General features: G+C 59.6%; 20 protein-coding genes. 16 read left to right on the forward strand and 4 right to left on the reverse strand.

The features are described 5' to 3' along the window. The first annotated feature begins 62 nt into the window (after window positions 1–62). Window positions 63–854: a hypothetical protein gene (locus AC07V0_RS11025; RefSeq protein ID WP_064619253.1), complete on the forward strand. Its 792-nt coding sequence runs from the start codon at window positions 63–65 to the stop codon at window positions 852–854. 125 nt (window positions 855–979) lie between these two features. Here the strand turns inward: AC07V0_RS11025 and prmB are convergent, their stop codons facing one another. After that, a complete protein-coding gene (gene prmB / locus AC07V0_RS11030) occupies window positions 980–1,888 on the reverse strand; it encodes a 50S ribosomal protein L3 N(5)-glutamine methyltransferase (RefSeq protein WP_028941057.1) in 909 nt (302 codons plus the stop codon). Between the two features lie 238 nt (window positions 1,889–2,126). On the opposite strand from prmB, the gene AC07V0_RS11035 reads away from it, so the two are divergent. The 5 genes from AC07V0_RS11035 to AC07V0_RS11055 all read left to right on the forward strand — a co-directional run bounded on the left by AC07V0_RS11035 (window position 2,127) and on the right by AC07V0_RS11055 (window position 4,910). After that, on the forward strand, window positions 2,127–2,717 hold the full coding sequence (locus AC07V0_RS11035; RefSeq protein WP_007940817.1) for a cysteine hydrolase family protein: 591 nt from the start codon (window positions 2,127–2,129) through the stop codon (window positions 2,715–2,717). Window positions 2,718–2,848: 131 nt separating this feature from the next. Next, on the forward strand, window positions 2,849–3,169 hold the full coding sequence (locus AC07V0_RS11040) for a hypothetical protein (protein WP_018925195.1): 321 nt from the start codon (window positions 2,849–2,851) through the stop codon (window positions 3,167–3,169). Between the two features lie 87 nt (window positions 3,170–3,256). After that, window positions 3,257–3,814 carry a Smr/MutS family protein gene (locus tag AC07V0_RS11045; RefSeq protein ID WP_008005647.1) on the forward strand — a complete coding sequence of 186 codons (558 nt, stop codon included), beginning with the start codon at window positions 3,257–3,259 and terminating at the stop codon, window positions 3,812–3,814. Window positions 3,815–3,891: 77 nt separating this feature from the next. After that, complete coding sequence (gene folE / locus AC07V0_RS11050; protein WP_007988130.1) at window positions 3,892–4,437, forward strand: GTP cyclohydrolase I FolE; 546 nt, start codon at window positions 3,892–3,894, stop codon at window positions 4,435–4,437. A 101-nt stretch (window positions 4,438–4,538) separates the two neighbouring features. After that, entirely contained in the window at window positions 4,539–4,910 is a 372-nt protein-coding gene (locus AC07V0_RS11055; RefSeq protein ID WP_018925194.1) for a glutathione S-transferase N-terminal domain-containing protein, read from the forward strand. A 100-nt stretch (window positions 4,911–5,010) separates the two neighbouring features. Here the strand turns inward: AC07V0_RS11055 and AC07V0_RS11060 are convergent, their stop codons facing one another. After that, window positions 5,011–6,177, reverse strand: coding sequence for an aminotransferase-like domain-containing protein (locus AC07V0_RS11060; RefSeq protein ID WP_018925193.1), 1,167 nt, complete (start codon window positions 6,175–6,177; stop codon window positions 5,011–5,013). An 82-nt stretch (window positions 6,178–6,259) separates the two neighbouring features. On the opposite strand from AC07V0_RS11060, the gene AC07V0_RS11065 reads away from it, so the two are divergent. The 3 genes from AC07V0_RS11065 to AC07V0_RS11075 all read left to right on the forward strand — a co-directional run bounded on the left by AC07V0_RS11065 (window position 6,260) and on the right by AC07V0_RS11075 (window position 9,125). Then, window positions 6,260–6,715 carry a MarR family winged helix-turn-helix transcriptional regulator gene (locus AC07V0_RS11065; protein WP_064619259.1) on the forward strand — a complete coding sequence of 152 codons (456 nt, stop codon included), beginning with the start codon at window positions 6,260–6,262 and terminating at the stop codon, window positions 6,713–6,715. A 361-nt stretch (window positions 6,716–7,076) separates the two neighbouring features. Further along, entirely contained in the window at window positions 7,077–8,426 is a 1,350-nt protein-coding gene (locus AC07V0_RS11070; protein WP_064619262.1) for an NCS2 family permease, read from the forward strand. Between the two features lie 72 nt (window positions 8,427–8,498). Further along, window positions 8,499–9,125: a LysE family translocator gene (locus AC07V0_RS11075; RefSeq protein ID WP_018925190.1), complete on the forward strand. Its 627-nt coding sequence runs from the start codon at window positions 8,499–8,501 to the stop codon at window positions 9,123–9,125. Window positions 9,126–9,315: 190 nt separating this feature from the next. On the opposite strand, the gene uraH is transcribed toward AC07V0_RS11075, so the two are convergent. Next, complete coding sequence (gene uraH, locus AC07V0_RS11080; RefSeq protein WP_007940831.1) at window positions 9,316–9,669, reverse strand: hydroxyisourate hydrolase; 354 nt, start codon at window positions 9,667–9,669, stop codon at window positions 9,316–9,318. A 435-nt stretch (window positions 9,670–10,104) separates the two neighbouring features. Between uraH and puuE the strand changes: the two genes are divergently transcribed. From puuE to AC07V0_RS11115, 7 genes are all read left to right on the forward strand, one after another. After that, entirely contained in the window at window positions 10,105–11,031 is a 927-nt protein-coding gene (gene puuE, locus AC07V0_RS11085; RefSeq protein ID WP_007940832.1) for an allantoinase PuuE, read from the forward strand. Next, window positions 11,028–11,543, forward strand: a complete 516-nt coding sequence (uraD, locus tag AC07V0_RS11090) for a 2-oxo-4-hydroxy-4-carboxy-5-ureidoimidazoline decarboxylase (protein ID WP_086945805.1) — start codon at window positions 11,028–11,030, stop codon at window positions 11,541–11,543. The genes puuE and uraD overlap by 4 nt, the downstream gene beginning before the upstream one ends. 88 nt (window positions 11,544–11,631) lie before the next feature. Continuing rightward, window positions 11,632–12,627 (forward strand): allantoicase, encoded by a 996-nt coding sequence (gene alc, locus AC07V0_RS11095; RefSeq protein WP_007940834.1) that lies wholly within the window; start codon window positions 11,632–11,634, stop codon window positions 12,625–12,627. Between the two features lie 115 nt (window positions 12,628–12,742). Further along, entirely contained in the window at window positions 12,743–13,246 is a 504-nt protein-coding gene (locus tag AC07V0_RS11100) for an ureidoglycolate lyase (protein ID WP_018925187.1), read from the forward strand. 51 nt (window positions 13,247–13,297) lie between these two features. Further along, window positions 13,298–14,599 carry a urate hydroxylase PuuD gene (locus tag AC07V0_RS11105; RefSeq protein ID WP_019648213.1) on the forward strand — a complete coding sequence of 434 codons (1,302 nt, stop codon included), beginning with the start codon at window positions 13,298–13,300 and terminating at the stop codon, window positions 14,597–14,599. 229 nt (window positions 14,600–14,828) lie between these two features. Next, a complete protein-coding gene (locus AC07V0_RS11110; RefSeq protein WP_018925185.1) occupies window positions 14,829–16,187 on the forward strand; it encodes a nucleobase:cation symporter-2 family protein in 1,359 nt (452 codons plus the stop codon). Window positions 16,188–16,670: 483 nt separating this feature from the next. After that, the gene (locus tag AC07V0_RS11115) at window positions 16,671–17,456 is read left to right on the forward strand and encodes an outer membrane protein OmpK (RefSeq protein ID WP_018925184.1); all 786 of its coding nucleotides are present in this window, start codon (window positions 16,671–16,673) and stop codon (window positions 17,454–17,456) included. Window positions 17,457–17,573: 117 nt separating this feature from the next. On the opposite strand, the gene AC07V0_RS11120 is transcribed toward AC07V0_RS11115, so the two are convergent. Beyond that, window positions 17,574–18,746 (reverse strand): patatin-like phospholipase family protein, encoded by a 1,173-nt coding sequence (locus tag AC07V0_RS11120; protein WP_064619268.1) that lies wholly within the window; start codon window positions 18,744–18,746, stop codon window positions 17,574–17,576. Window positions 18,747–18,762 lie beyond the last annotated feature (16 nt).

The raw sequence follows: 18,762 nt of genomic DNA on the forward strand, positions 1-18,762 counted from the left end.
ATAAGCCTTTGTCGCCAGCGCTATGACTGGCGGCAACAGGGCTTGGACAGGATCTCGCCGTTATGACTGATACCCAGACTTCACCCGACTCCACCGCTGAAAAAGACACACCGCCAGCGGTCGAGCTGCCGTGGGCGGACGTCCACGTCGAGCACCACAAAATGCTCCGCCTGGCGCCGTTGCAAACCGACCGTAACACCGGCGGCCGACCGCTGCGCTTTGTCGAATTCGGTTACGCCGAACGCAACAGCAAGGAGCACAGCCTGCTGCGCATGGCCATCAAGCTGCCAGGCCAACGGGTACGCAAAGAACAGAATCATCTGGATGTGTGGGTCGATCACACCGCCAAACGCGTGCATTTCGCTCCGGAAAGCGGCTTGCAGATAGAGCCGATGAACCGTGGCATCGGGCGCTATATGGCGGCTCAAGGCATTACTTGGGCGAAGAAACGATGGCCCGCCTACACCGTCGACGGCACCGACCTGAACAACAAGGACGCGTTGAACGAAGACACGCGCCTGCGCCGCGACCACTTTCTGCGGGTGCACGGTTTTGACGTGGCCTACGCCGATGCCCAGCATTTGAAGGGCAGCGTCAAAGAGGTGCAGATCGGTGATTTGCTGGGCGACTGGAACAGCGAAAAGCTGCAACAGGTGGAAATCCTCGAAGCCGCGCAGATGCTCCAGCAAGCCGAGCAGAACCTGGCGGAACAGGAAGTCAAACTGAAGAAACACGAAGAAAAGGTCAGCAAGTACAAGCGTGAAGACGCTGGACTGCGTTTTACCATTACCTGTCTGGTGGCGTTTGCGGTGTTTCAGGCGGGGTTGTTGATCTGGATTGCCACGCATCGTTGATAGCGTAATCCGCGGCGCGCCATTCGCGGGCAAGCCTCGCTCCTACAGGTGTTGTGTCGTACCCAATTGATGTGGCACACACAAAACCTGTAGGAGCGAGGCTTGCCCGCGAAGGCTTTCTCAGGTCAGACGCGAGAAGCGAACAGCGCCTGATGATCGCGGCACTGCTCGGCGGTCAGCATGAACACCCCATGCCCACCGCGCTCGAACTCCAGCCAGGCGAAATCGACTTCCGGGTACAACGCCTCGACGTGAACCTGGCTGTTACCCACCTCGACGATCAATAAACCTTTCTCGGTCAGATGATCCGCCGCTTCGGCGAGCATGCGGCGCACCAGGTTCAAACCGTCGTCGCCACAGGCCAGGCCCAGCTCGGGTTCGTGTTGATATTCGTCCGGCATGTCGGCGAAATCTTCCGCATCGACGTAAGGCGGGTTCGACACGATCAGGTCGAAACGTTGCCCTGGCAAACCATCGAAACCATCGCCCTGAACGGTGAACACACGCTCGTCGACACCGTGGCGCTCGATGTTCTGGTTAGCCACTTCCAGTGCTTCGAACGACAGGTCGGCCAAAACCACTTCGGCGTTCTGGAACTCATAGGCACAGGCGATACCGATGCAACCGGAACCGGTGCACAAGTCGAGAATGCGCGCAGGTTCGGCACCCAGCCACGGCTCGAAACGTTTTTCGATCAGCTCGCCAATCGGCGAACGCGGGATCAGCACGCGTTCGTCGACAATGAACGACAAGCCGCAGAACCAGGCTTCGCCCAGCAGGTAAGCGGTCGGAATGCGTTCTTCGATGCGGCGCTTGAGCAGGCGTTGCAGATTGACCAGCTCATCGTCCTCCAGACGGCAGTCCAGATAGCTGTCGGCGATTTCCCACGGCAAGTGCAGCGCACCCAATACCAGTTGACGGGCTTCGTCCCAGGCGTTGTCGGTCCCATGGCCGAAAAACAGATCCTCCCCATGGAAGCGGCTGACGGCCCAACGGATATGGTCACGCAGGGTACGAAGGCGGGAAGTGATCACGGGGTAAACTCCAGAAAAAACGACTGACGATTCTAACAGCCAAAAGGCGCCGCGACGACGCAGGAAAAACACCGGATCAGATGTAGGACTCTTCTATTTTTTCAGCGAGCTATTGAACAGAACGAGTATCTTGACAAGGCTGCGAGCCAGCAACGGCGGTGCCTGCGATGGAAGCGATTCACAGAAGCGCTCAGCCAGAGGACAATGCCGCAAAAGCCCCACCCGAAGGAGCCCCAGAATGTCCGTTCCAAAAACGATGTTTCAACTCAGCGGCCGTGGTTACGCAGCGGCCAATCTGGGTCATGCGACCCTAGTCATCATCGATGCCCAGAAAGAATACCTCAGTGGTCCGCTGGCCCTGAGCGGCATGGATGCTGCCGTCGCGAACATCAAACACCTGCTGGCCGCTGCCCGTGCAGCCGGTCGGCCAATCGTGCATGTGCGTCATCTCGGCACCGTCGGTGGGCTGTTCGATCCCCAGGGCGAACGCGGTGAGTTCATCCCGGGCCTGGAGCCACAGGGCGACGAAACCGTCATCGGCAAATTGCTGCCAAGCGCGTTTCACGGCACCGAACTGTACGATCGCCTGCAACAACTGGGCTCGCTCGACCTGATCGTTTGCGGTTTCATGAGTCACTCCAGCGTCAGCACCACCGTGCGTGCGGCGAAGAACCTGGGCTTTCGCTGCACTCTGGTGGAAGACGCCTGCGCGACGCGGGATTTGCCTTGCAAGGGCGGGATCCTCAGCGCCGAACACGTTCAGCAGACCGAAATGGCGATCATGGCGGACAACTTCGCCACCCTCGCCCTGACCCGCGATCTGATCTGATCGACCGTCGATGAGCGGCCCAAACCGCCGCTCATCCGCAAAAGCCTCTCATTTGCCGTAATTGCCCTAGCCTCAGGAACATCCCGGTCAACTCCCGGTCGAAGGGCCGATACCCATTGAGGAAGGTCGGAATGAAGTTATCCGATGGTTTTGATGCACGCCGCTTGCGGCCCAAGGGCCAACGCAACTGGCGATTTCGTTTCGGCGCAGCGTTCGCTGCCCTGCTGGCGATGTGCGGTGTATTGCTGGCGATGGCCGGCGCGGCCAGCCTGCTCGGGCGGCCACCGGCGTTGGGCGAGTTGAATGCCAGCCCGCTGGGCTCGTCGATCATTCTGGCGGTGGGCGTGTTCGTGCTGTACCTCGGCGTGTCGCTATGGCGCCGCTGCCGTCGCCGTTCGCGCCAGTCGCGAGAGCTGAACATAGCCCCGCACCTGATGAAAAAACACGACTGAATCAAAGGCCTGGCGTTTTGACGGGCCTCAATTGTTATGGATAGCGCTCCGACTTGGGTAAACTGCCCCCCCTTCGCGGAGGCTGACATGCAAGACGACGATTTTTCCCTGTTCAAAAGCGCGATCCAAGGCGTCAAGCCGATCAAGCACGATCGCGCCGAAACCGGCAAACCCAAGGCCGACCGCGCGCAAATCGCCAAGCTGCGCCAGGCCGCCACTGTGCGCACCGATGCGACCACCGTTGACGGGCTGTCCGATCAGTTTGTGATTGATGTCGGCCCGGAAGACGAGCTGATGTGGGCGCGTGACGGTGTTCAGGAAAGCCAGATGCGCAAGCTCAAGATCGGACAGATTCCGTTCGAAGGCAGCCTCGACCTGCATGGCATGAACGTGGAAAAGGCCCGTGAAACCCTCTGGGCGTTTCTGGCCGAAGCAACTAAATTCGAAATCCGCTGCGTGCGCGTCACCCACGGCAAAGCCGTGCGTCTGGACGGCAAGCGGCCGATGATCAAGAGTCACGTCAACACTTGGCTACGTCAGCATCCACAAGTGCTCGGCTTCACCTCGTGCCAGCCGAAACACGGCGGCGCCGGAGCGGTTTACGTGATGCTCAAACGCACCATGATGGAAGGTCGCGACGAGTAAAGCTGTCGCTTCACGCTTGCAGCGCCGTGTTTGCCACCGTACCCTTGCCCTTTGCGTAAAATCCCACAGGTAGTTTCATGTCCCTGGAACAGAATTACACCGCGATTCTCGGCCAATTGGGCGAGGACGTGTCCCGCGAGGGCCTGCTCGACACGCCAAAACGTGCCGCCAAAGCCATGCAGTACCTCTGCCGCGGTTATGAACAGACGCTGGAAGAGGTCACCAACGGTGCCTTGTTCAGCTCCGACAACAGCGAGATGGTGCTGGTCAAGGACATCGAGCTCTACTCGTTGTGCGAGCATCACCTGCTGCCGTTCATCGGCAAGGCGCACGTTGCCTATATTCCGAGCGGCAAGGTACTGGGACTGTCGAAAGTCGCGCGGATCGTCGATATGTACGCCCGCCGCCTGCAGATCCAGGAAAACCTCAGCCGCCAGATCGCCGATGCGGTCCAGCAAGTCACCGGCGCCCTGGGCGTGGCGGTGGTGATCGAGGCCAAGCACATGTGCATGATGATGCGCGGTGTGGAGAAACAGAATTCGACGATGATCACCTCGGTGATGCTCGGTGAGTTCCGCGAAAACGCCGCCACCCGCAGCGAGTTTCTCAGCCTGATCAAGTAACGCGCAGCAAGAAGAAAACCGGCACTGATCGCCGGTTTTTTTTCGCCTGCGAAAAATCAGGTAAGCTGCGCGCCTTCTGTTTGCCCTGAGAGACTTATACCGTGTTCGTCAAAGCGCTTCGTGTCGGCCTCGGCCAACTGATCATCTTCATCGATTTCATCACCCGCCCTGGCAAGAAGCAGCGCCCCGCCGCCGCTCAGGCTCAGGTCGAAGCGGCCGCCAAGGACCTGACGCTGTATCAGTTCCACGCCTGCCCGTTCTGCGTGAAAACCCGTCGCACCCTGCGTCGCCTGAACGTTCCGGTGGCCTTGCGCGATGCCAAGAACAACGAACAGGATCGCCAGGCCCTGCTGGAGCAAGGCGGCAAGATCAAGGTGCCGTGCCTGCGCATCGAAGAGAATGGCCAGACCACCTGGATGTATGAGTCCAAGGTGATCATTGATTATCTGGATAAGCGGTTTGCTGCGGTCTGACGCTTCTGTGGCGCCGGTATAAACACCGCAAAACCCGAACAAAAATAAACCGGCCAATTGGCCGGTTTATTCGTTTCTACCCCCTCTCCCACCAACAGCCTCAGGCTGCTTGCGCCGCCTGGGCCTGACGCACCACCGCTGCCAATCGCTTGAGCCCTTCGTCCAGCCGTGCCGGATCAATGTGGCTGAAGTTCAGTCGCAGATGGCCGGGGTTGTTATCCGGCTCAGGGAAAAACGGTTCGCCCGGCATGAACGCCACATCTGCTGCCAGCGCCGCTTTGAGCAGCGTGCGGGTATCCAGCGGCAGCTTGAGCGTCAGCCAGAAAAACAGCCCACCCTGCGGCACGTTCCAATCCGCCAGATCGGAAAAATGCCTTTCAAGTGCCGACTGGAACGCATCCCGACGAACCCGGTAGAAGTCCCGCAACTCGCCCAAGTGCTGCTGGTATTTTTCAGTACCGATCCATTGCAGCGCTTGCCATTGCCCGATGCGGTTGGTGTGCAGATCGGCCGATTGCTTGAGCCGCAGCAAATGCGGGAACAGGTCCGGACTGGCAATCAAATAACCAACCCGCAGGCCCGGCAGCAGGGTTTTCGACACGGTGCCGGTGTAGATCCAACTGGCCTTGGTCAAGCGGCTGACGATCGGTGTGGCGCTGCCGCCATCGAAGGTCAGTTCGCGATAGGGTTCGTCTTCGATCAGGGTCACGCCGAACTCGTCGAGTAACGCCGCCACCGCATCGCGCTTGGCTTCGCTGTAGCGCACCGCCGACGGATTCTGAAACGTCGGGATCAGGTAGATGAACGCTGGCTTGTGTTGTTCCAGACGGCTGCGCAGTTGCACCAGGTTCGGGCCATCAGCCTCCAGCGGGACGGTGATGCAATCGGCGCCAAACAGCTGAAAAATCTGCAACGCCGCCAGGTAGGTCGGCGCTTCAAGCAGGATTTCGGTGCCTTTGTCGATGTGGAGCTTGGCCGCCAGATCGAGGGTTTGTTGCGAACCGCTGACCACCAATACCTGACTCGCCTCACACGGCACGCCCAACGCCCGGGCTTCGGCCGCCAACGCTTCACGCAGTGCCGGCTCGCCTTCGCTCATCCCGTATTGGCCCATGGACAGCGGCATCTGCGCCCACTCGACTTTCGGCAGCATGGCTTCGGCCGGCAAACCGCCGGCGAACGACATCACTTCCGGGCGCTGGGCGGCGGCGAGGATTTCACGGATCAAAGAACTTTTAAGGCGCGAGACACGTTCGGAAAAAGCCATGGGGGTCACCGGTAGCGAGGCCTGAGGAAAATGAGTCAAACTGATTGACCGAAATTACGACAGACCGAGCGGATACGTCAACATGCTTGACCTTAAAAACCCCACCACCCAGCAACAAGCCATGGAAGCGTTCTTCTTCGGCTATCAGGCCTTCACCGCCAAGGCTGATGAAATGCTCGAGCGTCGCGGCTTGAGCCGGGTGCATCAGCGCATCGTGTTTTTCATCGCGCGTTATCCGAACCTGAGCGTCAAGGAGTTACTGGCGCTGCTCGGCGTGACCAAGCAGGCGCTGAACATTCCGCTGCGGCAGTTGGTGGAAATGCATTTGGTGAACAGCGTCGCGTCCCAGACCGACAAGCGTAAGCGGCTGCTGGAACTGACTGTGGAAGGCGCGCGGTTCGAGCAGTCGTTGCGGCGCGAGCAGGTGAAATTGCTCGAGCGGGTGTTTGCCGAAGCTGGGGAGACGGCGGTGAATGGGTGGTTGGCGGTGAATCAGGCATTGGGGGAAGTAACCAGAGTTGATCGGAACGACACCTGACTGTGGCGAGGGAGCTTGCTCCCGTTCGGCTGCGCAGCAGTCGCAAAGAACGATAACGCCGGTATGCCTGAAAAATTGCCACCGCCTGAGTCGGGCCGCTGCGCGCCCCAGCGGGAGCAAGCTCCCTCGCCACAAAAAGCTCGCTACACATCACATTTCATATCTATATACCCCGCCTGCCATTTTTTTCGTCTACAAAATCAAAAACATTATTTGCTTTATTTGTATACAAAAGCATAATTCGCTTCGTGCGAGTTCCTGACCATCAGGTCAACAAATTCGCAAGTACCTCAAAGGGTCGCTGCCACCCTCATGGGTCCGGCCCTGGAAATAACAATAAAACTCTTGAGGAGTACTCGCTGTGGAAAGCCGCAAATCCGAAGCCTCGACGCTGGAACTCTCGCCGCCGTTACGCAATGGCTGGCTGGAGCGCATCTTCAAACTCAGCTTGCACGGCACCACGGTGAAGACCGAGCTGATCGCCGGTCTGACAACCTTCATCACCATGGCCTACATCATCTTCGTCAACCCCAACATCATGGCCGATGCCGGGATCGATCACGGTGCCGCGTTCGTGGCCACCTGCATCGCCGCCGCGCTGGGCTGCCTGTTGATGGGTCTGTACGCCAACTGGCCGGTGGGCCTGGCGCCGGGCATGGGCCTGAACGCATTCTTCACCTACACCGTGGTCGGCACCATGGGCTACAACTGGGAAACCGCTCTCGGCGCGGTGTTCGTGTCCGGCGTGTTGTTCATGTTCCTGACCTTTTCCCGGATTCGTGAATGGCTGCTCAATAGCATTCCGGTGAGCCTGCGCTTCGCCATGGGTGCGGGTGTGGGCCTGTTTCTGGGGCTGATCGGCCTGAAAACCTCGGGCATCGTCGTCGATAGCCCGGCCACCCTGATCAAGCTCGGCTCCCTGCGCGAGCCCGGCCCGCTGCTGGCTGCCATCTGCTTCCTGATGATCGCCGTGCTCAGCTACCACAAAGTGTTCGGCGCGATCCTCATCAGCATCATCACCGTGACCCTCGCCGGCTGGGGCCTGGGCCTGGTGCACTACGAGGGCATCATGTCGGCCCCGCCGAGCCTGGCACCGACCTGGATGGCCATGAACATCGCCGGCGTGTTCAACGTCAGCATGATCAGTGTGGTGCTGGCCTTCCTCTTCGTGCACATGTTCGACACCGCCGGCACCTTGATGGGCGTCGCCCAGCGCGCCAACCTGGTGAACGCTGACGGCCGGATCGAAAACCTGTCCCGCGCCATGAAAGCCGACAGTGCCTCCAGTGTTTTCGGGGCGGTGGTGGGTGTTCCGCCGGTCACCAGTTACGTGGAAAGTGCCGCTGGCGTAGCGGCGGGTGGTCGGACTGGTCTTACCGCCGTGACCGTAGGTGTGCTATTTATTGCCGCAATGTTTTTCGCACCGCTGGCTGGCATGATCCCCGCTTATGCAACCGCCGGTGCGCTGATTTATGTAGCGATGCTGATGATGGGCGGCATGGCGCACATCGAATGGGAAGAAGCGACCGACAGCATTCCGGCGATCGTCACCGCGATCATGATGCCGCTGACCTTCTCGGTCGCCGACGGCATCGCGCTGGGCTTCATCACTTACGTGGTGCTGAAGGCCGGCACCGGTAAGTACAAGGAAATATCCGTCAGCCTGTGGGTGCTCTGCGCGATCTTCATCGCCAAGTTCATCTTCTTATAAGCGTCACGCGGTACGCGTTTCAAACCAGCCTCACCCCGTCGGGTGGGGCTTTTGTGCATAGGGGGGAAAGTGATGAGTCTGGAAACCTGGCTGCTGTTCAGCGGCGCTGCGCTGGTGGTGATCCTGATACCGGGGCCACTGTCTTTGCTGATGATCAGCAACAGTCTGAATTACGGTTTGCGTCGTTCTTACCCGGCGTTTCTCGGAGGCGTGTTTGCCTCGATCTGCCTGCTCAGCGCTTCGGCGTTCGGCTTGGGCGCATTGCTGCTGGCGTCGGAACAGCTGTTCAGCGCTCTGAAAATCGTCGGCGCGCTGTATCTGTTCTACCTCGCCTGGCAGAGCTGGCAGCAATCACGCCAACCCTCCCTGGGCGCCGAAGTGCCCCAGGCTGCGCCGGTGCCACGCTTTCGTGCACTGTTCGGGCGCGCATTCATGCTCGGCGCCAGCAACCCGAAAGACATTTTGTTCTTTGCCGCGTTCCTGCCGCAGTTTTTGAGTGCCGAACAACCCTTCCTGCCGCAGTTGCTGGTGATGATTGCCACCTGGACCGTGCTGGATCTGCTGTGCAAGCTGGCTTATGGGCTGGGGGCTCATGGCGCGGCGCGGTATCTGCGTAGCGGCAAGGGGCAAAGCTGGTTTAACCGGGTCAGTGCCGGGTTGTTCAGCGGTGCGGGCGCGGCCTCATTGTTGAGCCGCTAAGGGCAAAAGATCGCAGCCTCGTTGCACTCGACAGCTCCTACAGGGGGAATGCGTTTCCATGTAGGAGCTGCCGAAGGCTGCGATCTTTTGACTTTCCACCAGGCGAAAAAAAGCCCGCAGTGTGAGCGGGCAAAAGACCAAAGAAGCTATATGCGCAGTCGCTTCCAGGTTGAGGCAGCTGCTTGGGGGATCAGCTGCCGCGATAGGTGGAATAGCTATACGGCGAAATCAGCAACGGCACGTGGTAGTGATCCTGTTCGGCAGAAATGCCGAACCGCAGCACCACCACGTCGAGGAACGCAGGCTCAGGCAACTGAACGCCACGGGCGCGGTAGTAATCGCCCGCATGAAATTGCAGCTGATAGACCCCGGTACGGTAGTCATCGCCTTGCAGCAACGGCGCATCGACCCGGCCGTCGCTGTTGGTGAGCGCCGTGGCGACCAGTTCCAGCTGCGAGCCTTCGACGCGGTACAGCTCGACCTTGATCGAACTGCCCGGGCAACCGTGTGCAGCGTCCAAAACGTGTGTAGTCAAACGTCCCATTGGTTCTGCGCGCCTGCCTGCGTGGAGCAGTCAGACCTCGCACCTCCCGAAGTCAGTTGAAAAGGACACCGCACCGTTCCGGAGCACGAAAAGTTGCGGCGAGCGACTGATTAAGACATTTTTCAAAAAAATTGTACACAATAAAAACGACATTTTTACGACCACCAACGGCATTCATGGTTTGCGGGCGAATCTTGCGCCAAACCATAAGATCAGTGGACCTTCTATCCATTAGCTGACCAGTCAGGCAGGTTTCTTGCAGTACCCTCCAATGAGAGCAGTCAGTGAAAAATGCAAAAAATCAGGCTTACAAAGTGAATATAAAGTTGTATACAATCACTCCGTCGCTGTGACGCCAGCCTGCCCTCTCATCGCCAGGCCGCCACACACACCCTGACTTTGAACAAGTCGACACGAACAAGAAGGAAGACTGCAGTGAGCGCTGACTACCCACGCGACCTGATCGGTTACGGCAGTAACCCTCCTCACCCACACTGGCCGGGCAATGCCCGCATCGCCCTGTCCTTCGTGCTCAACTACGAGGAAGGTGGCGAGCGCAATATCCTTCACGGCGATAAAGAGTCCGAAGCCTTCCTCTCGGAAATGGTCTCGGCGCAGCCGCTGCAAGGCGAGCGCAACATGAGCATGGAATCCCTTTACGAGTATGGCAGCCGTGCCGGCGTCTGGCGGATTCTGAAACTGTTCAAGGAATTCGACATCCCGCTGACCATCTTCGCCGTGGCCATGGCCGCCCAGCGTCACCCGGACGTGATCCGCGCGATGGTCGAGGCCGGCCACGAGATCTGCAGCCACGGCTATCGCTGGATCGACTACCAGTACATGGACGAAGCGCAGGAACGCGAGCACATGCTCGAAGCGATCCGCATCCTCACCGAAATCACCGGCGAGCGCCCGCTGGGCTGGTACACCGGCCGCACCGGCCCGAACACCCGTCGGCTGGTGATGGAAGAAGGCGGTTTCCTCTATGACTGCGACACCTACGACGACGACCTGCCCTACTGGGAACCGAACAACCCGACCGGCAAGCCACACCTGGTGATCCCGTACACCCTGGACACCAACGACATGCGCTTCACCCAGGTTCAGGGTTTCAACAAGGGCGACGACTTTTTCGAATACCTGAAGGACGCCTTCGACGTGCTGTATGCCGAAGGCGCCGAGGCACCGAAAATGTTGTCGATCGGCCTGCACTGCCGGCTGATCGGCCGTCCGGCGCGCCTGGCCTCGCTCAAACGCTTTATCGAATACGCTAAAAGTCATGAACAGGTGTGGTTCAGCCGCCGCGTCGACATCGCTCGCCACTGGCAGCAAACCCATCCGTACCAAGGGGCTGCCAAATGAGCCACTTCCAGACACTGAAACCCTCGACCCTGAGCCGCGACGCGTTTGTCGCCGCCTTCGCCGACATCTACGAACACTCGCCATGGGTGGCCGAGAAGGCCTTCGACCTGGGCCAGGACGCTTCGATCGACCAGATCGAAACCCTGCACCAGCGCATGAGCGATATCCTGTTGAGTGCCGATCACGCCAGCCAACTGGCCCTGATCAACGCGCACCCGGACCTGGCCGGCAAAGCTGCCGTCCAGGGCCAACTGACCGAAGCCAGCACCCATGAACAGGCTGGCGCCGGTATTCACCAATGCACGGCCGAAGAGTTTCAGCGCTTCACCGAGCTGAACGACGCCTACAAGGCCAAGTTCAAGTTTCCCTTCATCATGGCGGTAAAAGGCAGCAACCGGCATCAGATCCTCGCGGCGTTCGAAACGCGCATTCACAATTCGGTCGACACCGAATTCAAATGCGCGCTGGCGCAGATCAACAAGATCGCGTTGTTCCGATTACTGACCCTATAGCGAGCTTTGCCCGAGTGTTCTCAAACGCAAACAGCACCCAGGGCACTGCAAGCATCCCAAGCCAACTTATTAAAGGCAGACAAGAAGAATGAAAGCTTACGCCGTACCTTTCGAGAAGTTCGTCAACCTGGCCGACGCCCGTCTGGGCACCAAAATCATCTCGGTCACCGATGACTGGTTCGCAGACGCCAACCGTCTGTTCCAGCCGACCCCGGCCGTGTGGAAAGAGGGCGTGTTCGATGACAACGGCAAGTGGATGGACGGCTGGGAGTCGCGCCGCAAGCGCTTCGAAGGCTACGACAGCGCGGTGATCCGCCTGGGCGTACCGGGTTCGATCAAAGGCGTGGACATCGACACTTCATTCTTCACCGGCAACTACCCGCCATCGGCCTCCCTGGAAGCCTGCTTCCTGGCCTCGGGCGAGCCGGACGAAAACACCCAGTGGACTGAAGTGCTGTCGGCCGTCGAGCTGCAGGGCAACAGCCATCACTACCACGAAATCAATAACGACCAGGCGTTCAGCCACCTGCGCTTCAACATCTATCCGGATGGTGGCGTGGCCCGTCTGCGCGTGTACGGCATTCCGTTCCGCGACTGGTCGGCCGTTGGCGACAACGAACAAGTCGACCTGGCTGCAGCCCTGAACGGCGGTCGCGCCCTCGCCTGCTCCGATGAACACTTCGGCCGCATGAGCAACATCCTCAACCCGGGCCGTGGCATCAACATGGGCGATGGCTGGGAAACCGCACGTCGTCGTACCCCGGGCAATGACTGGGTGATCGTCGCGCTGGGCCATGCGGGTGAAGTCGAGAAAGTCATCGTCGACACCCTGCACTTCAAGGGCAACTACCCGGACAGCTGCTCGATCCAGGGTGCATTCGTGAAGGGCGGCACCGACAGCCAGATCGAAACCCAATCGCTGTTCTGGCGCGAACTACTGCCAAGCCAGAAGCTGGAAATGCACGCCGAACACACCTTCGCCGAGCAGATCAAGGCGCTGGGCCCGATCACCCACATCCGCCTGAACGTGTTCCCGGATGGTGGTGTGAGCCGCCTGCGCGTTTTGGGCAAGGTCGCGAAGTAATGCTGAGCCTGTAGGAGCCGGCTTGCTGGCGATAGCGCCCTCACTGACGCCATCGCCAGCAAGCCGGCTCCTACAAAAGCAGTACCCCAACACATTCGAGATTAAGAAGACCAGCATGCGCACATTGACGATTGAACCGCTGACCAAAGAAGCCTTCGCCCCTTTCGGTGACGTGATCGAAACCGACGGCAGCGATCACTTCATGATCAACAACGGTTCGACCATGCGCTTCCACAAACTGGCGACGGTGGAAACCGCCACGCCAGAGGACAAGGCGATCATCAGCATCTTCCGCGCCGACGCGCAGGACATGCCGCTGACGGTACGCATGCTGGAGCGCCATCCGCTGGGCAGTCAGGCGTTCATTCCGCTGCTCGGCAACCCCTTTCTGATCGTGGTCGCGCCACTTGGCGATGCACCTGTATCAGGCTTGGTCCGCGCCTTCGTCACCAACGGCAGGCAGGGCATTAATTACCATCGCGGCGTCTGGCACCACCCGGTGCTGACGATCGAAAAGCGGGATGACTTCCTGGTGGTTGATCGCAGTGGCACAGGCAACAACTGCGATGAGCATTTTTTCCAAGAGGATGAGTGTTTGATCCTCGCCCCCCACCAATAAGAGAAGGTCTGATCACTCGACAACAAGGGTGACAGGCGAGAGGTAAAGACTGTGGAAGCACATCTGTTGGAATGGCTGAACCTGAGCGTGCGCTGGGTTCACATGATCACTGGCGTGGCCTGGATCGGCGCGTCGTTCTATTTCGTCTGGCTGGAAAACAACCTCAATCGGGTCAACCCGAAAAACGGCCTGGCGGGCGATTTGTGGGCAATCCATGGCGGCGGTATCTACCACCTGGAAAAATACAAACTGGCTCCACCGACCATGCCGGACAACCTGCACTGGTTCAAATGGGAAGCCTATTTCACCTGGCTGTCGGGGATCGCGCTGCTGTGCGTGGTGTTCTACTCCAACCCGACGCTGTACCTGCTGGCACCGGGCAGCACCCTGAGCGGCCCTGAAGGCGTGGCTATCGGCCTCGGCTCGTTGTTCATCAGCTGGTTCATCTACTCCTTCCTCTGCGACTCGGCCCTGGGCAAACGCCCTGCCCTGCTAGGCGCAATCCTGTTCGTGCTGATCATCGGCGCCGCCTACGGCTTCAGCAAAGTGTTCAGCGGTCGTGGCGCGTACCTGCACGTCGGCGCGATCATCGGCACCATCATGGTCGGCAACGTGTTCCGCATCATCATGCCGGCCCAGCGCGCCCTGGTGGCGGCGATCGCCGAAAACCGCACGCCCGATCCGGCGCTGCCGGCCAAAGGTTTGCTGCGTTCGCGGCACAACAACTACTTCACCTTGCCGGTGCTGTTCATCATGATCAGCAACCACTTCCCGAGCACCTACGGCAGCCAGTACAACTGGCTGATCCTGGCCGGGATCGCGGTGCTGGCGGTGTTGGTGCGTCACTACTTCAACACCCGTCACGACAGCCACAAATTCGCCTGGACCCTGCCCGTTGCGGCGGTCGGCATGATTTGCCTGGCCTACGTGACCGGCCCGGCGCCGATGTCCAGCGCACCTGAAGTGGCCAAGGCACCTGGGACCATCGAGTACCAGCCGCTGCCGGAAACCGCCCTGGGCGGTGGTGCCAAACCTGAAGCGGCGAAACCTGATGCGCCTGCCGCTGCACCGGCCCAAGCCTCGAATCAGGGCCCGACGTTCGACAAGGTTCACAGCGTCATTCAGGAACGTTGCGCGGTCTGTCACTCGGCCAAGCCCACCAGCCCGCTGTTCAGTGCCGCACCGGCCGGCGTGATGTTCGACACGCCAGAACAGATCCGCCAAAACGCTGCCCGCATCCAGGCTCAAGCGGTCACCAGCCAGATCATGCCACTGGGCAACATCACCCAGATGACCCAGCAGGAACGTGACCTGATCGGCGCGTGGATTGTTCAGGGAGCTCCGACCAAGTAAGTAAAAACCATTGTGGCGATAGGTTTTGTGTGGCGAGGGGGCTTGCCCCCGTTCGACCGCGAAGCGGTCGTAAAACCGGCGGATGCGGCCCTCTAGATAGAACGCGATTGCTGGGATTGGGGCTGCTTTGCAGCCCAACGGGGGCAAGCCCCCTCGCCACAGCAAGCTCCCTCGCCACAGGTTTGCCTGATACAAAAATCACAAGAATAAAAAAGATCCGAGGTGTTGCATGTCCGAGCTATCCGAAGCGCGCATCCCCGACGCACCCGCCATTCAACGTTTACCCCTTGTGCAACTGATTCTGGTCGGCCTGCAACACGTTCTGCTGATGTACGGCGGCGCCATTGCAGTGCCGCTGATCATCGGGCAGGCCGCCGGCCTGAACCGTGAAGAAATCGCCTTCCTGATCAACGCCGACCTGCTGGTGGCTGGCATTGCCACCATCGTCCAGTCGCTGGGCATCGGCCCGATGGGCATTCGCATGCCGGTGATGATGGGCGCCAGTTTCGCCGCGGTCGGCAGCATGGTGGCCATGGCCGGGATGCCCGGCATCGGCCTGCAAGGGATTTTCGGCGCGACCATTGCCGCCGGTTTCTTCGGCATGCTCATCGCACCGTTCATGTCCAAGGTCGTGCGCTTCTTCCCGCCACTGGTGACCGGCACTGTCATCACCTCGATCGGTTTATCGCTGTTCCCCGTAGCCGTGAACTGGGCCGGTGGCGGCGCTGGCGCGGCTCAATTCGGTTCACCTGTCTACCTGGCCATTGCTGCACTGGTGTTGGCCACCATTCTGCTGGTCCACCGCTTCATGCGCGGATTCTGGGTCAACATCTCGGTGCTGATCGGCATGTGCCTGGGTTACGCGATTTGCGGCGTGATCGGCATGGTCGACCTCAGCGGCATGGACCAGGCGCCGTGGCTGCAAATCGTCACCCCGCTGCATTTCGGCATGCCGAAATTCGAGCTCGCACCGATTCTGTCCATGTGCCTGGTGGTGGTAATCATCTTCGTCGAGTCCACCGGGATGTTCCTCGCGCTGGGCAAAATCACCGGCCAGGACGTCACGCCGCGGATGCTGCGTCGCGGCTTGCTGTGCGATGCCGGTGCTTCGTTTTTCGCCGGCTTCTTCAACACCTTCACCCACTCCTCATTCGCTCAGAACATCGGCCTGGTACAAATGACCGGCGTACGTTGCCGCTCGGTGACCATCGTCGCCGGTGGCTTACTGATCGTGCTGAGCCTGCTGCCCAAAGCCGCGTTCCTGGTGGCATCGATACCTCCGGCGGTACTCGGCGGCGCGGCGATTGCGATGTTCGGCATGGTCGCCGCCACCGGGATCAAGATTCTCCAGGAAGCCGACATCGGTGACCGGCGCAACCAGTTGCTGGTGGCGGTGAGTATCGGCATGGGGCTGATCCCGGTGGTGCGCCCGGAATTCTTCGCCCACCTGCCGATGTGGATGAGCCCGATCACCCACAGCGGCATCGCCATGGCCACGCTTAGCGCCCTGGCATTGAACCTGTTGTTCAACATCCTCGGCGGTCACGAACGCGCAGCCGTCAACGACTGCCACGCCCACACGCACTGACACAGTACAAAGCACACACCCTGTGGCGAGTTCCCACAGGGGTGACTGCCTGCACCTCAAACAATAAAAACAAGAGGGAGCAACAGATGATTCGTACCCAGACAAGTCTGTCGTTCAGCAATGCCCCACACCTGTCGCCAGTGCTCTGTTGCGGGGCACTTGAGACCTGGCCAAGGAGTCAGTATTCTCCGCGGCCGCCCGAATCCGGTCTAAAAAAAAGCCCGGATTTAATTCCTGACCGGAAAGCCAACTTACCCCGGCTCCGGGCAGTATCAAGGCTTCCCGAAAAGACGCTCAATCGACTGTTTTAGAACAGCCGAACGGGCATTTTTTGGCTTTTTGAAAGCCTTGGCTCAGCTCTTGCTAACAGCACCAAAGCTGACCGAATGGATGATTTTTTTACAGCAGCAAGAAAAGGCGCCACACCAGAGCGCCGACCTTAGAAAAATAACGTGGAACCACCTACTTTTTGGGAGCAACCGAATGAAACGTACGTGCACCAGCCTGATGCTCGCGGGATCCTTGCTGGCCGGGGGCCAGGCCATGGCCGGCGACTTGCTGCAATGGCAGAACAACAGCCTGACCTACCTCTATGGCAAGGACTTCCAGGTCAACCCGCGCATTCAGCAAACCGTCACTTTCGAGCACGCCGATGCATGGAAATACGGCGACAACTTCATGTTCGTCGACAAGATTTTCTACAACGGCAAGGACGACCCCGGCGTCGGTTCGAACACCTACTACGGCGAAATCAGCCCGCGCTTGTCGTTTGGCAAAATCTTCGACCAGAAACTGGAGTTCGGCCCGGTCAAGGACGTGCTGCTGGCCATGACGTACGAGTTCGGTGAAGGCGATACCGAGTCTTACCTGATCGGTCCGGGTTTCGACCTGGCGATTCCTGGTTTCGACTACTTCCAGCTGAACTTCTACCAGCGTCACACCGAAGGCAGCCGCCCGGGTGACAACGTCTGGCAGATCACCCCGGTCTGGTCCTACACCATTCCGGTGGGCGATTCGAACATCCTGATCGATGGCTTCATGGACTGGGTGGTCGACAACGACAAGAACAGCAAAGGCACCTACCACGCCAACCTGCACTTCAACCCGCAGATCAAATACGACTTGGGCAAAGCGCTGAACATTGGCGAGAAGCAGTTGTATGTGGGTGTCGAGTACGACTATTGGTCGGACAAGTACGGGATCAGGGACAGTCAGTACTTCAAGACCGATCAGAGCAACACGAGCTTGCTGGTGAAGTTCCACTTCTGATCGTAAAAGCTTCGCGGGCAAGCCTCGCTCCTACAGGTCTTGTGTCGTTCACCGGTTATGTGAACGACTCAAATCCGTAGAAGCGAGGCTTGCCCGCGAACAGCCACACCGCAAATCTCAAGCCGGAACCGCAGGCTCCACCAACCCCAGAAACCGGCACAGCTCATCGCGCTTGGCCAACGCATCGCGCCGCCCCAGATCAATCAATTCGCTGCAATACCCCGCCTCGAACAGCAGATAACTCAGCACCCCTGCCCCGCTGGTCTTGGTCGCCCCCGGGCCGCGTAAAAACAGGCGCAAGGCTGCCGGCAGTTCCTGGCGATGCCGCGCGGCAATTTCATCGATTGGCTGACTCGGTGAAATCACCAACACATCCACCGGCGCCGCCCCCAATGCACGACTCGAGATGCCGTCGGGCAGCAGATGGCTGAACTGGTTCAGACGCTGCAACAACTCGATGTCACTTTCCAGGCTGTCAATGAACGTACTGTTGAGCAGGTGCCCACCGACTTGCGCCAGGGTCGGCTGCTGACCGGTGTAGGCACGTTGCAGCGGCTGTTGCGGATCGATCCCGCGCGGGTTGCCGCTGACGCCCACTACCAGCACGCGACTGGCGCCCAGGTGCAGGGCCGGGCTGATCGGTGCCGATTGACGCACCGCGCCATCGCCGAAATATTCTTCGCCGATTTTTACCGGTGCGAACAGCAACGGAATCGCGGAACTGGCGAGCAGATGGTCGACAGTCAGTTGGGTCGGCACGCCGACTCGCCGATGGCGCAACCAGGATTCGATGGTGCCGCCGCCCTGATAAAACGTGACGGCCTGGCCGGACTCGTAGCCGAACGCTGTAACCGCTACGGCCCGCAATTGCTTTTGCGCAATCGCTTCGGCAATCCCGGGCATGTGCAGTTTGTGATTGAGCAAGCGGCGCAGCGGCGAACTGTTAAGCAGGGCCACCGGCACCGGCGAGCCAATGCCCATCAGGTTGTGACTGACAAAACGGGCGGCCTGATGAATCACCCCCGGCCAATCGCTGCGTAATACCAGATGGCTGCGAAAACCTTGCCAGAAGGCCGTCAGACGCTCGATCGCACTCCGAAAATCCATCGCCCCACTGGCCAGGCTGACCGCATTGATCGCACCGGCCGAGGTGCCGACGATCACCGGAAACGGATTCGCCGCCCCCATCGGCAGCAGCTCGGCAATCGCTGCCAGCACGCCTACTTGATAGGCCGCACGAGCCCCACCGCCGGAAAGAATCAACCCTGTAACCGGTTCAGCAGGACTCATTGCAACACTCCATGGT

The sequence above is a fragment of the Pseudomonas sp. GW821-FHT01E10 genome, assembly GCF_059422365.1.